General features: G+C 47.6%; 15 protein-coding genes. 3 read left to right on the top strand and 12 right to left on the bottom strand.

The window, feature by feature from the left end; translation table 11 throughout:
* Positions 1 to 37 precede the first annotated feature (37 nt).
* Positions 38 to 307, bottom strand: coding sequence for a hypothetical protein (locus J2Y43_RS32770; protein ID WP_309993427.1), 270 nt, complete (start codon positions 305 to 307; stop codon positions 38 to 40).
* A gap of 479 nt (positions 308 to 786) precedes the next feature.
* Positions 787 to 2,424 carry a competence protein CoiA family protein gene (locus tag J2Y43_RS32765; RefSeq protein ID WP_310226761.1) on the bottom strand — a complete coding sequence of 546 codons (1,638 nt, stop codon included), beginning with the start codon at positions 2,422 to 2,424 and terminating at the stop codon, positions 787 to 789.
* Between the two features lie 140 nt (positions 2,425 to 2,564).
* On the opposite strand from J2Y43_RS32765, the gene J2Y43_RS32760 reads away from it, so the two are divergent.
* A complete protein-coding gene (locus J2Y43_RS32760; RefSeq protein ID WP_309993425.1) occupies positions 2,565 to 4,451 on the top strand; it encodes an SIR2 family protein in 1,887 nt (628 codons plus the stop codon).
* Positions 4,452 to 4,594: 143 nt separating this feature from the next.
* On the opposite strand, the gene J2Y43_RS32755 is transcribed toward J2Y43_RS32760, so the two are convergent.
* The 9 genes from J2Y43_RS32755 to J2Y43_RS32715 form a co-directional block, all read right to left on the bottom strand.
* Positions 4,595 to 4,771 (bottom strand): hypothetical protein, encoded by a 177-nt coding sequence (locus tag J2Y43_RS32755; RefSeq protein ID WP_309993424.1) that lies wholly within the window; start codon positions 4,769 to 4,771, stop codon positions 4,595 to 4,597.
* A 35-nt stretch (positions 4,772 to 4,806) separates the two neighbouring features.
* Positions 4,807 to 5,361 carry a DUF6934 family protein gene (locus J2Y43_RS32750; protein WP_409014530.1) on the bottom strand — a complete coding sequence of 185 codons (555 nt, stop codon included), beginning with the start codon at positions 5,359 to 5,361 and terminating at the stop codon, positions 4,807 to 4,809.
* Between the two features lie 59 nt (positions 5,362 to 5,420).
* Positions 5,421 to 5,987 carry a hypothetical protein gene (locus J2Y43_RS32745; RefSeq protein ID WP_309993418.1) on the bottom strand — a complete coding sequence of 189 codons (567 nt, stop codon included), beginning with the start codon at positions 5,985 to 5,987 and terminating at the stop codon, positions 5,421 to 5,423.
* The gene (locus tag J2Y43_RS32740; RefSeq protein ID WP_309993415.1) at positions 5,988 to 7,187 is read right to left on the bottom strand and encodes a hypothetical protein; all 1,200 of its coding nucleotides are present in this window, start codon (positions 7,185 to 7,187) and stop codon (positions 5,988 to 5,990) included. It lies immediately after the preceding gene.
* Between the two features lie 58 nt (positions 7,188 to 7,245).
* Positions 7,246 to 7,383: a hypothetical protein gene (locus J2Y43_RS32735; RefSeq protein WP_309993413.1), complete on the bottom strand. Its 138-nt coding sequence runs from the start codon at positions 7,381 to 7,383 to the stop codon at positions 7,246 to 7,248.
* Positions 7,384 to 7,486: 103 nt separating this feature from the next.
* Positions 7,487 to 8,671: a histidine kinase gene (locus tag J2Y43_RS32730; RefSeq protein WP_309993411.1), complete on the bottom strand. Its 1,185-nt coding sequence runs from the start codon at positions 8,669 to 8,671 to the stop codon at positions 7,487 to 7,489.
* Complete coding sequence (locus J2Y43_RS32725) at positions 8,616 to 9,416, bottom strand: LytTR family DNA-binding domain-containing protein (protein ID WP_309993408.1); 801 nt, start codon at positions 9,414 to 9,416, stop codon at positions 8,616 to 8,618. Before J2Y43_RS32725 ends, J2Y43_RS32730 begins: the two co-directional genes overlap by 56 nt.
* Positions 9,417 to 9,493: 77 nt before the next feature.
* A complete protein-coding gene (locus J2Y43_RS32720; protein WP_309993406.1) occupies positions 9,494 to 12,562 on the bottom strand; it encodes a lantibiotic dehydratase in 3,069 nt (1,022 codons plus the stop codon).
* A 231-nt stretch (positions 12,563 to 12,793) separates the two neighbouring features.
* The gene (locus J2Y43_RS32715) at positions 12,794 to 12,940 is read right to left on the bottom strand and encodes a hypothetical protein (RefSeq protein ID WP_309993404.1); all 147 of its coding nucleotides are present in this window, start codon (positions 12,938 to 12,940) and stop codon (positions 12,794 to 12,796) included.
* 17 nt (positions 12,941 to 12,957) lie between these two features.
* Here J2Y43_RS32715 and J2Y43_RS32710 point away from each other — a divergent pair, with 17 nt between their 5' ends.
* Entirely contained in the window at positions 12,958 to 14,025 is a 1,068-nt protein-coding gene (locus J2Y43_RS32710) for a DUF932 domain-containing protein (protein WP_309993400.1), read from the top strand.
* Between the two features lie 354 nt (positions 14,026 to 14,379).
* Positions 14,380 to 14,850, top strand: a complete 471-nt coding sequence (locus J2Y43_RS32705) for a JAB domain-containing protein (protein WP_309993398.1) — start codon at positions 14,380 to 14,382, stop codon at positions 14,848 to 14,850.
* Between the two features lie 79 nt (positions 14,851 to 14,929).
* Here the strand turns inward: J2Y43_RS32705 and J2Y43_RS32700 are convergent, their stop codons facing one another.
* Positions 14,930 to 15,214: a hypothetical protein gene (locus tag J2Y43_RS32700; RefSeq protein WP_309993396.1), complete on the bottom strand. Its 285-nt coding sequence runs from the start codon at positions 15,212 to 15,214 to the stop codon at positions 14,930 to 14,932.
* Positions 15,215 to 15,352 lie beyond the last annotated feature (138 nt).

Below are 15,352 nucleotides of genomic sequence, written 5' to 3'. Positions count from 1 at the left end.
GCGGACGGAAGACAAGGATTTTCTCGGTGCCGATGCACTAGGGTTTGCGACCGGTCACATTAGCCTGAGATTTCAAGATCCGGCCATCTACGGGAGTGGCCGTGGTGCTGATCTTACATACCTGAGCACCCGAATTGGTACAGGCCGGATCCGGTGTTGTGGAAACTTCCCAGTACTCATTATCGTCACCTGCCTCACCGGTGACCGTGAAGTCAGCCAGGACCGGCTTGGGGGCCGGTGAATTGATAGCAAAAGATGCTCCGAAAATCGCGACAGCGGCCACGATCGACAAAAAAATGCGCTTCATTTTCATTGATCTAAGAATTAAATGTTGAATGATGTGCCTACTTTTTGCAGGGTTCGGCTTTTCTCCTGATTCATTTGGCCAAATAGAATTTCTTATCAGTGGGTCAATGAGTTGAAATTAGTCTGTCACTGCCTGTTAACTACTGCACAAATGGCAAGAAATGAGGTGATTGTTAAAAAGCAGAGGGGCATGATCATTGATCACGCCCCCCTGCTTGTGTATTTTTAAGGACTGCTTTTCGAATAGCCTCTTAGTTTTCCTTCTTATGGGATGCTACCAGAAACATCGACGGTTAAATCCTGATTACCGAATCCAATTGGATGAAGCACTTTTGTGGCTAAACTTTATATCTAGATTATCCACCCCGATCCGATCTCGGAATCTAATTAGCAAAGCGTGCACCTTCTCAACCAGTGAGTCATTTTGCGTCTGCATCGCTCTTTGCATTAGATTCCATTTTGGCCAGGAAATCATCGAGGCTAATGCCAAGTCTTGTAAGCACCGGTATCAAGTGCCTCTTTCGCTTCTCGCAGTTGCCTTTCGTATCTTGAAGCAACCGGGATAGCATCGAGAAGTTCTCCTGCATCAATAAGTCCCTTGATTGCGGAGTTGACTCGGGGTGTTCTGCCAAAATCTCTAGCTTTAATTGCGTCAGCAGAAATCTCTCCAAGTCTTTCAAATTCTGCTCTAAGCTCGATTTCAAGCTTTTCAATTTCAGCTCTGATTCGGATTTCATTTGCCTCAATTTCAGCTCTGATTCGTATTTCATCCCCGTGATGTTCGCCTGGCAACGCCTCTGCTCTGAATATAGCTCGCTCAATTTCTGCGACAACGTCTGCTGTTTCTTGGTCAATTCGTCTTTCTTCTTCATCAAGAGCTGCTTTTTCGGACTCAACTGCGATCTCAACTTCCCGTTCCTGATCTGCGAGAGCTGAGATTCGATCTTGTAAAGTTTCTCCTCTTCCGCCCAGTTCTGAATATCTGTCTCTAAGCGCTTGCAGCTCTGTGAATCTTGGAGATCTATATTCTTCTTTATCTCTTTCAATTCTTGCCTTTTCTGCCTCATATTTCCTCTCCACGTCTCTTTGGTCACGTCGAAATTCTGTATAAAGCTCAATATTTGCTGCTTCTCGCTGATCAAGTCTTTCTCTCTCAGCAACAAACTCGATTTCGACTTCCCGCTCAATTCGTTCTTGAACTCCTGCCCATTGTTTTCGAGCTGCCGTTGTATTTTTCTCAACTCGTCGTATTTTGCTTGCAAGCGTGCTTGTTGCTTCTCGATAATGTTCTGATTCCAGATACTTTCTAATTCGTCGAATAGCTTCCTTAAGTTCGAACTTTTTGCATCCGTAAGTCCTTCCAGCTCCGACAAGTTGTCTTTCGAATTCATCGCCAGGTGGTAAGCTCTGGCCAGGTCCAATGGGAACGAATTGGTATTCGGTATTCGCTTGCTCATAATTAAATATCCATTTAGTACGGGAGGATTTCTTGAATGCTTCTTCAATTTCGACGGTTGGCCCTGTGGGAAGGCTAACCTCGACCATATCTAGGCCTAGATTCCGGACTTTGTAAAATTTGGGGTGGTCAACCTTGTGTGTAGCCACAAGCTCGATCAACAATATTGGATTTCCAGTCTTATCAAAAAAAGTTACGTCTGGTTGAATGACCAGATGCCGGCCGCCGTCAGGGTCGCTAGTTATATTTTTCCCCCATTTTATTTCGCCAGCTTCATTTTCAAAAAATGGCATCTCGATCGCTACCGTATCTGCTTCAACCACCCACGATTCCCTTATTAGATTTGGAAGCCCGTCCACGCCGGACGGAGGAAACTTACGCAGGGGTGGAACCTTGATGCTTTTAAGCATTTGAAGGATTTCTTTCGCGACTTTATGCCTGAAGGTTTCATCTGAATAGGTGCACTTCCCTTTGATTGCGGTCTCCTTTGGATCGTGGGCAAAATGATGGATTTTTATGTTCCCTTTTTTTGCCAACATCTCGCGGCGGCACCCTTGGCAGTAATATCCACCTCGTCCTGACGTCACCTCAGATATATGGATGAGTTTGTCTTGTACGTCCAGCGCAAAAAAATGTTCATTGTGATTAATATCGAGTGGCACAGAGGATTTGTTTAGGTTTATTTGCTAAACAATTAACTTGAAATCTTTCTTAAATTCAAAAAATATAGCGCAGCCAGGGATCTTGTTTCGAATGCAGACAAGGTGTTACATTAAGGTGATGTCTAATTACTCATGGATCTATGTATAAGGAAAGTCTTTTTCAATTGATACGGAACGAAGAGGTTGTACTTTGGGCGGGGGCAGGAATGTCGATGTATGCGGGGTATCCAAGCGGAGTAGCGCTTGCTAAACAAATTTATATTGATCTTCCGGATTCGCAACGGACATATGTTAATGAGAACATGGGCCTGGCAGCACTCGCGGAAGAATATCGTGCCATAAAAGGGACACGAAACGGGTTGATAGCGCTATTGACGAGATGCTTTCATTCAAGCCCAAAGTCAATCGAATATCACCAAAAGGTATCTCAAATCCCTCATTTTAAGACGATCATTACTACCAACTATGACAGGCTCTTCGAAACAGCCTACGGTGAAAATGCGCAGCTAATTTTCTCCAACGAACATGTGCCGTATATCGACAAAGATAAGGTCCAGGTATTCAAAGTTCACGGTGATTTGACAAAGCCCGACAGTATTATTTTGACCACCTCAGACTATAATAATTTCTTCAAATCCGGTGCCGAACAGAATTTGGTTTGGACAGTTGTGAAAGAACGTGTTGCTACCAAGAACATATTGTTTATTGGATATAATCTCGCTGATCCGAACGTCGACGTCATATTCAGTAAAATAACAGATGCTCTTGGTGAAAACAAGAAGGAGTGTTTTCTTGTTTCTCCAAGTTTGCCGCCGCATAAAGTAGTAGAGTTGCAAAAAAGGGGAATTCACTTTATTGAATCCAGCGGTGAAGCATTTATTGATGAACTGATCGGCAATATCGACGATAATATTTATCTCGATTTAGACGCAGGGTTGGTCGATGTAAATACATTAAGGAAATACGTCGACAAAGCCGGACACCTTCCTCAGCTAGCTGCATCCGATAACAAATACAGGCTTCAAGGCGTATCAAGCAAAAATGAGCAATACAGCATGGGAGTTGAATTTTCCATGAGACTTGATGCACAGGAAAATAAAGCGCTCAGGAATCTCCTTAGTGGCAATACCGCTGACGCCGTTACGATTCCCAAAGAAATCCTATTGGCATCTAAACATGTCCTTGACGGAATTACAGTAAGCAAAACCATGGGTGATATGACTTTTAGCCCGCTTCCGACTTTGGACTCTACAATTGATATTCGCTTTGAAGAAGGGCTACAGTATGATGATGTTGGATTACAGATTTTTCCGCTTGCTGAAAAGGTAGAAGTCAGAATTCGTCTTCGTGGGGCATTCGTGTTGTTGGAGCACCAACGTGGAAAAGGTGAGCAAGGAAGTATTCAGCTGACTTTTTCCTACAAGCATGACCAAATTGTGAAGAGGGTTAGGGAAGAGGTTGAGCTTTTTACCTTTTTGTGTGCACTCGGCGAAGGAAAGAAATTCCATATTTTTCATAAGTCTAGGCACGTGTATACGACCGATCTCGGGTTTATCAGGTCGCAACTGCCACTGTTTGAGTTTTACCTAAGCTACTTTTCACAGCTGCAGCAGATTGAAAGACTGCATAAGGTTATCTTTCAGGGATTTCACTTCGATGAAGTTGACGAGAAGATGCATCAAGACGCTCACTTGGTAATTGTTGCTGCTAGTAGTTCGGAGCACGAATACAAACTTGACAAAGGAGTTAAAATAACATTTGAGCTGACAACTTCGGCGGATGAAGAAGAGTACGCGATGGTGTGTTCAAATTTGGAGGGCTTGTCCCTGAAATCCAAACTGCAGGATAAGATATCTATTCATGGCCTCGACATCCCGCTTGGTTTTGCTAGCGCTAGGATAGTTGATCCGTACATTGCTAATGATGAAACGATTGCAACTCCGGATGGTAGAACAATTATTTTGGAGATTAAAAGTAGATCAGGTACTCAGCTCGTAAAATATAACAAGACTCAACAAAGCCTATAAATCTTAAGTGTCGCTTAAGGCGCCATATTCTGTGCTTAAATCAAGAGCATTTTCTGAAAAGATAGACAATCACTCTTTCGAGGCCTACCACTAAGTGAGGGTCTAATTTATGGTATTTTGCTTGAGAGCTCCTTACGCCACATTTAGCCCCTACGGGCAGACTTCACCTCTGCAATGAAGTTTTCGGCATCCTTTTTGGAATGGATGGCTGTTGACAGAGAGTCCCGTGTTTTGGTCTTCGAAGTAGTAACGGGATGGATTTTACCATTCGCCGACAGGCGCTTGAACTCTCCAATTTTTCGCTGAATGCTCGGTTTCATACCTAAATTTAGTCAAAATTTGTCATGAATACAAATTAGGGTGCGGGCTGTAGTAAATAGTACCGGTACAAATCGCTTCTAGTTCTTGTGAAGTCAAAGGGCTCGGGCCGGGGCTTGAAATAAGGGTCACCATTGGGCTTGCGCTCAATTTCCTCTCGGTTTCTCAATAGCTTCACATACCAATCAACGCCTACACAAACAAAATATTCGCTTAGATGCTGCCGGTTTGAAGTAATCATGCTGTGATACAGCGTGGCCCGCAAATCGTCGGAACCGTCCAAGCCAATAATAAGGTCAGGGTATTCATCCAAAAAAGCGACACAAAACAAAATGATCGTCGAAAAGAACTTATCACTGTTTGCATGTTTCAAACGGGCATGATCATCGATTTCACCATCTTCGTCCAGAGGCCCCATCGCCAGGTTGTAGACTGATGGTAGGTGCTCATCCGGATGAGGCTGTATCTGGACCTGGATCATCACCGGTATCCCATTGCGCTGGGGAGACAGAAATGTCATAACGCTAACATTTCTGTCTAGAGATGCTGCCTCAGCATTATACGTATCGTCTAGATTAATTGTTACGATCACCGAATAGACATTTTGAGATAAGCAGTAGTTTCTAAAGTATGGAAAAGAAACGGATTTCCTCACTCGCGCATATTTCTTATTCGGCTTAGCGTATAGGGCATAATGCCCAAGAAATTAGCGATGTCCCGTAGCTTTATCCGTGCGGCCGGAAATCGCTCCTTAAAAATGGAGTAAGCTTCGTTTGCTGGCAATACGAGGATATCGCCTCGTTCCCTCAAACGGCGCCTTTCAATTAGATAAATGGACTGGGCTAAGCGGCGGGCCTCACAGAACTGCTTCACCAGTCTTTCAACGTCAAAACTGGAAATGGAAATCAGTGTGGTATCCTCCACAAAAAGCAGGTGTTCGGATTCATGAATGCTGTTTTGTTTTGCTATCACGAACATCTTTTCCCACCAGAAGCCAGTAACTATCTCCCTGCCCTGTTGATTGAAGTAATTGCCCTTAATCAGACCGGAAGCCACAAAGTAGACGGAGCGTTTGCTGATGACTTTTGGAGCTATTTCCGTGTTTTTCACAAACGTTTCAACAACAACCTTTTCGGATAATTCCGCGATGAACCCTTCTGAAATTGGCGACAGATGGGCCAGGAATTCCAACAGTTTTCCGATAGCTAAATTTTTCATTCAATACTCTTTGATCCAGTTTACCATCCCTTCCAGCATTCTGATGACTACGGCTTTGTCACCTTCTTCAAAGGCATAAGATTTGTTGCGCATGCTTTCCTGTGAAATGTCCTCTTTGCGTGGTGTGGAGAGGTACGGGGCAATCGTCTGGACAACCGCATTCAGCGATTTGGCTTTCACGACCCGTGTAGCGTCCATCGCGCGGAGCACTAGGGCGATCTGATCAACAGATAAGAAACACATGATCTTGAAAGGGTCCGTCTTGATCTTGGGAGCTTGCTGCTGCTGGTTCTGAAGCGGCAAAACATCCCACTGGTGCTTCTTTTCCAGGTAAGTGATTTCCTGAGCAAACCAGTTGCCCAGCACTTTCTTCAGATCGGCATGGTGCGGGTTCAGCTTCACGGCAGGCTTTCGGTGCATCTGGTTAAATTCCTTGTAGGCCAAAAGCAACTCGGTCATTTTTTCGTGAACCGCCCCATATGCGTTAATTTTTTGCGCAAGCTTTTGTGTGTAATAGTTCATAAAGCTGCGAGTATTGAAGTTCAGGTATACGAGCAACTCGACCACAGCTTGGTGTAGCGTCTGCTGATCCTCTTGCTGGCTGATTTTTTCTAGTCCCGACAGCAAGTCTTTCTTGTAAAATACCTCGCGAAATGAGATCGGCCTTTTTTCAGAATCATAAATGAAATAGTGCAGACTCTGTAAAACCATATCGGTCAATACGCGGTTGTCGACTCTGACGAAAAACTCCTGACGAAGCAGTTCAAGCCGGTCGAGCATTTCCCGCTTGACCTGTGCGAGGTATGCAGCCGGAACACGTTCATCCAGGCTTAGATATTCGTGAAAGCGGTTCTCGACAAAGCCCAATAACTCGTCCAGACTGGTTGAAATGCTGACCAGAGCCTGCCGCAATATCTCCATGCCGCTTTCCGCCCTTGATGTATTTTCATAAGCCTGGTCAAGCAGCATAACAAGGCTTGCATGGTATTGCCTGATCAATAGCTGGATTTTACGGCGGGAATCCAGATGAAAGCTCTGGTGTTTGAGAAATGAAATATGCCGGTCTTTTTCCTCCTGTGCTTTGGCGACAATTGTTTCCAGCTGCTTAGCCGACAAGGTGCTGACATCGGTTTTGCCCTCATTAAGGGTCACATTAATGATAAAATCAAGCCATTCGAGCGTGTAGTTTTTTTCCAGCATAGCGATCTCCGTTGAGTTGGCCGGAGGTATTTTAATCCCCGGCCGAATGGGTGCCTAGTTAGTTCTGGGCGACCAGCGTACATATTGTGCCGCTCGTCGTAATAGGATCATCGTCGTCTGGCATAGGGCTCGGATGGATAGTTTTCACTTTGGGTAGCGAATGGACTACTAATTTCGGTTTTCGCGTTCTTTTCATTGCGTTTGCTGTTTGGTTCTAACACCAGCAAAGCAATGATTAGGGCGGGCGGTGAGCAATCTTTGGGGCTAAACCGGGGTGGGCGGGGGCTAAAAGTGCTGTTTCAGGGTTTTTCTTGAAGCGGTATCCAAAGCGTTACGACGTAACTATCTGCAGTTTCACTGATTGCTACATGGTGGTTACCTGGGTATAAAAGGTGAAGGCGCCGCTGGATATTCTTGAGTCCGAGGCCATGCGCGCTGCTCTTGCGTGGTTTGCTGGGAGCCACCGGTTTGTCATTTTCTATTGTAAAGCGCAACGTGTCTAGCTCTACGTGGATATTGACCCTGACGGTGCACTTCCCGGAGTGCGAACGGACGCCATGCTTGATGGCGTTTTCTCCAAGTGTGACCATCAATAGGGTGGGGATTTTATGCATCGCGTTATTACCTCCTTCGTGGTTCCAGATGATCCTGAGCCTACGTCCGTGGCGGAGGCGTTCGAGTTGAAGGTAACGTTTAAGGCCTCTGATCTCAGCCGAAAGTGGCACCCAATCCTCATTGGTTTCGTAGAGTGTATATTTGAGAAGTTGAGATAACCTTTCAAGGTAGCCTGCTGCATCCCTGGAAATAGGTAGAATCTTGGCATAGGCAGAACTGATTACGTTGTAAACGAAATGAGGTTCAAGCTCTGATTTCAGGATATTAAGCTCACTTCGCAGAGCCTCCTTTTCAAGTCGCGCCTGCTGCATTTGTTGTCTGAGACCAAATTGTACCATTTTAATCCCAACCGGAAGAACCAAAAGCTGTAGTTCCTGAAAATCGTAGACGAAAAATAACCGCTCCCAACCGTTACGGTGGCTCAGTGGTTTCAGATACAGACCGCCAATTGCCTGAAAGGCTGGGCTTAGCTGGGAAAGGCCGTAGAGGCGGTCAAGGCTGAAATACATTGCTAATGTTACCAGGTGCATACTGCCAAACAAAACCACAAGCATCAGTAGCAGCAGCGATAGGCCTGAAAACTTTCGCTCGAACCAGTAGAAAAGGTGTACCGACAGATAAAAGATAGGAATAAACCGAAGGTAGTATACGGTGTAGGAGATTCCGAGTTTGCCGTCAAGGGCCTGACCCGAAAATGCGGGAAGGAAATACATCAGGTGATAGGCGACAAAAAAGGCCCAGAAACCAATATGGTATCCCGGGCGCAATCTGCCGCTTAGGTTAAAAAGACCCCAGAAAGGTTCTTTGGTCGGCTCATCCCATCCGCTTAAACCCGGTCGTGAGCCGGAGGATAATTTCGTTTCGCTCATCTTTGGCAATGCTTACTTTGTAGTTGTTAAGCATCTTGATAGTGCTGCCTTCGATGCTGTTTACCTGGTACCGGTTAACGATATAGGATCGGTGCGTTTTAACGAAGTGTCCAGGCAAGCCTCGACCAATTTCACTGATACTGGCCCGCGTTCTTATGATATTGCCGCCTGTGCAAAAAATGGCTACATAGTTGTGCTGGCCTTCAATAAAGCAAATGTTCTGATAGGGTATTGCAAATAGTCGGCGGTCAAATTTGACCCAGAGCGAGGTGGCATCGAAATGAGGTGTTTGTAGCGGATAATCCGTTGCCGGAATGCTTTGTTCTGAAAGTATTTCGGGTTGTGATTGCTGCACCGGGGATTTCTTCTGCTTCTTATCGAGGGCATTGGTGACTGCCTTTACAAAACTTTTGTAGCTGACAGGCTTTGACAGAAATCCCAACACGTCGTAATCATATCCATCAATGGCGTATTTCTGGTGGGCGCTGGTGACGATCACCGAACTTCCTAGCCACGGGACCATCTCTAAAAGCTCCAGTCCTGACAGTTCCGGCATGTTGATGTCAAGGAAAACCAGGTCCGGCCGGAGCTTGCTAATGCATTGCAATCCTTGCAACGCATCCTCGCAGGTTTTGATTAATGTCAGCCTTGGCATTTCCGAAATATGTGTTTTCAGAATGCGGCGGGACGAGGGCTCATCATCGATAATGAGGCACCGGGTCGGAGAGATCGGTTGTGTACTCATAACAGTTCATTGGCCTGCCCGCTTAACCGGGCAGATGGTGTCAGATAAGGTTAATTTAAGTTTAAAACGGTTACTTATCAAATTTTTGCTGATGATTTTTTACTCTTCAATTGATAGTCGTAAAACTTCTTCAGAAAATGATAGATTGCGTGTTCCTGCCGACGTTGATCGCTGATAAATAGCCTGTTACAGCATAGGTGCATTAGATCGAATATCAGTTTCTGCTGTATTTGGTGATCGCTGATCGGATTGCGCGCAAGGGTATGCATAATCTTGGCATTCCGTTCGTTTAATTGCTGACGAATTTCGGCTAGAAAGTTACTATCAATGCGCATGGTGGCGGCGATGTGCTCCCTCTGTTGGCGGAACTGCTGATCCAAGGTTATCAGGTCTTTTTTTTCAAGAACATTACCAGCTGCTTGAAGCGTTTGGATCTTCATCGCCGGGCCATATTTGCCGAATGCTGTAAGCAGGCCATCGCAGGCAATCATTGCGACCAGCCAACGCTCGGCTTGCTGGCCATTTAATTGTAGCAGAGCGAGGGAGCTGGCGATCGCGGAGCTATCGCTGCAAAAGATAGACTCAATATCCTCGTATCGAACGCTGAGGTATCTTTCCAATTCCCTTTCATAGAGCTCCGATTGTAGACGGAACACCAGGCAGCTTTCAATTTCATCTTTCAGTTTTTTTGTCAGCGATATCGCAAATCTTTCGCCTTGCTGTTTTCCAGGGCCGGTAAAGAGCCTAAGCCGTATATGGGGATCCGGATCCTTGAATCGGAGGAAAAACCAGCCTTTGATGCGGTTGGTCTGTTGCAGCGTGAGACAGAAATCAAATAGTTTTCCGACCAGTAGCCTTTCACAAGTTTCTTCGCTGGCGTATATTTTCAGATATGTCCAGCCGTCCTGAGCTGATAACCATCTCTTGCTTGCCTGTTCATGCGTCGTCACTAGCGGCTCAACGGGCTTTGGCTCAACATGGTTAAAGATCGGAATAACCATCTCATTGAGATGCATCTTTCTGCCAGCATGAAGCAGCCCGTATTTTACTGAGTGCAAAGGTTCGTGAATGCACAGGTGCTTGTCCTTGCACAGTTTGTTCAAACAAACCCTTACTGCCGGGGCTGAGTGTCCATCGATTGACAGGAGCTGGTCGCCGGTCCCGATCAGAACAAAGCGAGGTATCTCCAGCTCTTTTTCAAGCCCTTGCCACCATCTTACAAGTTCCTGGTCACTGAGCGTCTTTTCTGGCATTGACGAAGGGCCAAGGTTCCAGCATGCCTTGCGCAAAACGATGCCGCGATACTGGATACGGGGAAGAAAAGGGCTGTCACTGAGGTGTCCCCAGTCCCATGGCGCTGTAAGCGCGTTTTCACTCGCAGCAACATCCGCCAGAAATTGGTATGCGGCTGGCCCAAGCCTTGGGTTGTAAGCTGTCGAGAGTCTGGGGATAATGCGTTTTTGCAATGTAGCAGAACTAACGATCACCTGTCCCGCTCGCACGCCGACCATTAAGTCGCTGGCCGCAATAGCGGTACCAGACTGGGCTGGCCCGCATAACAGGTTGATATTGTAGTCACCCAGGGACGGGCGACGCGCTACATTTGCGTCCCTTCCGGCTGGCACGAAATTGACCTCAGCTACGATTGCACCTGGATATTGCGCGGCCTCTTTGGCCTTGACCGCTTTGAGTCGATCTGCCAGTGAGGTGTCCGCGTCCGCAAAACGTGATAAGAAACCCACTGAACCGGGGCCAGAAAATCCGTGAAGGTCAAAAAAGTAATCGCCCCAATCAAAAGCGCGCTCTCCGGAGCAGAAGACGTTACCCAGCGCCGAAATGCCCTCTGCGATCCGGGGCGGATTTTCTGGCTGTATAAGCTTGAGGTCTTCGTCGGTTAACAGGTAAAATTTTCTTTTGAAATGCCGGGCATTATGGTAAGCCCTGTCGATCAGCTTGATCCTTTCAATCGCAGATGGAGCCGTCGTCCGGGATTGTTTGCTTTGGGAGGCTATGGGAACGTGGCCAAAGTATGATGATTCCATCTGGCCGTAGCCGATACCCAGCGCCGGGTCGAGTGCTTGCAATAAAGGTACTTGCTTGTCCCCATAACGCTGGTAGAATCTGGCAGCAAAGGATTTGAGCGCGTCTGGTTTACGATTTTGAGTTGTACGTAGTAGCTTGCCAAGATCTGTCACGATCCCGGCCACAGTCTCCCGGCTCACAGTTGACATGTTTGTTTCAAACTCCATATCGATCTGCACGGGATTTCGCCCGGTGATCCCTGCGCCCGTCAAACTAGCTTCGAGCGAGGCAAACCGCGCTGGGTCATCCTTTTTTCCCCTGGCCAAAGCCGCAGTCTCCCGAAATACCTTGACTAGTTTCGGCTCGGTCCGAGAAGCCTCTTTAAGCACGTTCTGAAAAGCACTTAGGCTTACCGATGGTTCGGTAACGCCGGTCAAAATCTGCTCGGCGCACAAGTGAGCTACATACTCGGAGGCATGCCCGTCAGGTAAACCTTGCCGGCGCAGCGCTTGGATAATCGTTGATACTTTCGCGCCCGACCGGGCTGCCTGCAGCGCAGTGGCCAGGTATTGATCGTTTTGAGCCTCTTTTAAGGAAAATTCAAAGGTGCCATGGCCTGTGGGCCCTCGCTCTGTGAAGCGCAGGTATTCGCCGTTTCGGTATAGACTGCTATTCACTCGCCATATTCCTTCGGTATGTTTCGAGCCTACCTGACCGGCCAATTGGTGCAAGACCTGGGCATCAAGGCTCGTGTGTTTTTTTATCCGTCCGCTAAACTCAATTTTGGTGTGGTCTGAAAGTTCTGCGACGAAATACCCTGCAAAAAGGCCAAAGGGAGTACAACGGCTTGCTGCGCGGGCAACGTATTTGTACAGGCTTAGCATCACTTTCTGATCAACTGGCCAGGCCTCGCCCATGTTCTCCATTTTCACCAAGGAGTCGTAAAGGCTGGGCGAGGCCAGGTAGAGCGCTTCTCTGAGGATGGGCCGCTTGTATACCTGGCAGAGTAGCTCTTTTAGTGAATCGGGCCTTTTTTTTAGTCGGCTATTAAGCGTCCTAAGCGTCGAGTAGGGCAGTAGGGGCCTTCTGAAGACGACAAAGTCCTGCGGTTCGAGTTTGTTCATAGCGCCTGGTTCTAACTGGTTACACTTAGGTAAAATCAGTGTTGGGAAGCCTAAACGGAAATTTGTGGGACGAATAATGGCGCACAGGGTACGAAATGATTTGTTTGGGGGAGGATTCAGATGTTTTGACCCGAAACAAGCCCAAAAGTGCAGCTAAGCTACCGGCAGCTATTTCTGGTGCTGATGTTAAGGAGCCAAAAGTGTTCGGCATAACCGTGCTAGCGCACTTCCTTATTCCGCTTCCTTTTGGCCGGAGTGCCGCCGGTTGTGCAGAGCTTTCTTTTTTTCTTGTTTTTTCTTTGGCTCAAAACATTGTTGGGTTTCGGCAGTCAGATCTGGGGAAAGCAGGGGCGAAAGAAGCGGGTTCAATCTCATCATTTAAACCGTTTAAGCTCATGGCGCACAACATTCATTTCAACGAAAACACAGGCAAACACTCCTTTTTTTCCGTCAAAGAGAAAGCCTGGCACGGACTAGGCCTGATCGTGGACAACTGCAGGTTAAGCAGCGAGGCAATCGCTTACGCAGGGCTGGACTACGAGGTCATAAAATCCCCGCTTTTTACTACCGGTATTACGGCCGGTAAAGGAGACGGCGTAACGATCTACCAGCCCGGGCAGGCCACAGTGCCAGGCTACTATGCGACTCAGCGCACGGATACAGGTCAGGTACTCGGCGTGGTTGGTTCGGATTACCGGGTAGTGCAGAACCGCGACGCGTTCACATTTTTTGACAGCATCGCAGACGGTAAAGGCATACGCTACGAAACAGCCGGGGGCCTCGGAAGTGGGCAGCGTATATTCATCACCGCCAAGATCGACGACAAAATCATTGTCGGCAAAAACGATGAAATCGAGCAGTACCTTTTTCTGACCAATTCGCACGATGGTTCGGGAAGTATTACCGTTGCCTTTACCCCGGTCCGGGTAGTATGCCAGAATACACTGAATGCAGCCGTCGGAAACTTGTCCTCTTCTGTACGCATACGCCACACGGCAAGTGCCAAGGAGCGGCTCGCATCTGCCCATAAACTGATGGGGATGGCCGCAAAGATTTCAATGCAGACCGAAGCGGTCTTTAACAGGTGGGCAAAAGTCCGGATCACAGACGGGCAGCTGCGCCGCCTGATCCAAATGGCGATGGCACCCGGAAAAGAAACCCTGGGCAAAATTCAGGATAGCCGGTTTGACCTGCTCTCTACACAATTCAATAATCTGGTGGACCGGGTTTACAACTACGCGATGGCAAGCCCCGAGCAAAACCTTGAAACGACAGCGGGAACTGTCTTCGGGGCTTACAATGCGGTAACGGGCTACTTTCAAAACGTCAGGTATTACAACACCGCCGAGCACAAAGCCAAATCGATCCTTTTCGGAGGAAGTGCTAGCCAGCGGGGCAAAGCGGCTTATGAGCTTTGTGACAGGTTCGCCACCCATGGCCCGGAAATATTTGGCGCTAATTAGAATGCGGTCGCCCGGAGGCCTGTTGCCTCCGGGTGGCTAACGATTTGCCGTAAAATCGCGGCCGCCCTGCGGGGCGGCGGTCAGCGGTGTCGCGGCGGATGGGATGGTGTTTTCAAGGTAGGCAGCCGCCGCGACGGGCATTTTCGATTTGGAGATTATTTAGTCAGCAATTCACAGGGCAGCGATTAAAGTGGCCGCTCATTAAGGAGCCAAGTTAGCCGGGCTGGCTCTGGAAGCGGCATGAAATTCCGGCATAAAACACCGGCCTTGCATGCCGGCATTTATTCCGTTGCTTCACGCCGCTTATCGCCGCTCGGCAGGTGCTGCACCATAATTCACTTAAACCAGATGATTATGGAAACGCTAGCAAGATTTACTGAGACTTTTCAGGTAGCAGAGATTGACCTGATCTACAAAACAGGCTTCAACGTGACCGAGCGTCCGAAAATAACGCAGGCTGCTGACGCTTATGAGCTACTACTTAAGAACTGGAATCAAGGAAGACTAGGTTTTGTTGAAGAATTCAAAATCCTGCTGCTCAACCAAGGCAATTTTGTTTTGGGAGAATACCAGGTTTCGCAAGGTGGCGTAAGCGCCACGGCAGTAGACATACGCCTGATCTTTGCCGCCGCCTTGAAAGCAAACGCATCAGGCCTAATCCTTGCTCATAACCACCCCTCGGGGCAGCTCTATCCGTCCGACGCAGACCGCAGCGTAACCCGCCGGATATGTGAGGCAGCAGCTCTTTTCCAAATTAATGTGCTGGACCATCTAATCATCACCAGCAGATCTTTTTATTCCTTCGCGCAAGGTGGAGACCTTTGACGCCCGGAAAAAATAAAAGCTGCCGCAAACGTTCCGGCAGCTTTTATTGCACCTAGGGCAGCTTTTCAGCCGACTGTCTTCAGGCCTTTGAAAGCTGTTGCAGCTTTTCATGCACCTCGGTAAGCCCAGCTTTCGAAAGGAGTCTTTCGATAAAATCTCCTAGGTCTGCTGCCACGGCCTCACCCGCAAAAAATAGGAGTGAAGAAGGCCCTTCTTTCGCCCCTGTTAGTCCAGCCTGCAACCCAGCGGCTAGCGCTAGCGTAGCTTTTCGTGTAAGCTTTATGTCAAGCTTAACCGGTTCATTCATTCCCGGGCTTGAAAGCAATGTTTCAAATAGCAGATTAACCTCAACCTTGTTTTCCATCACATCATTGGTTTTTGTTGAACATGGAGAGCAAATGAACCGCGTCTGAACCAGTTTCACCCATTCGAAAATCGAAAGGGTCATTTTTGTCCAGTCAGCTTGTCCTATTTTCGTATCACGTCCGGGGCTGTAGCCCGG

Origin of the sequence: Dyadobacter sp. BE31 (assembly GCF_031457695.1) — a bacterium.
Taxonomy (GTDB): Bacteria; Bacteroidota; Bacteroidia; order Cytophagales; family Spirosomataceae; genus Dyadobacter.
The sequence above is the reverse complement of the archived record's forward strand: the minus strand, read 5'-3'. Positions and strand labels throughout refer to the sequence as shown.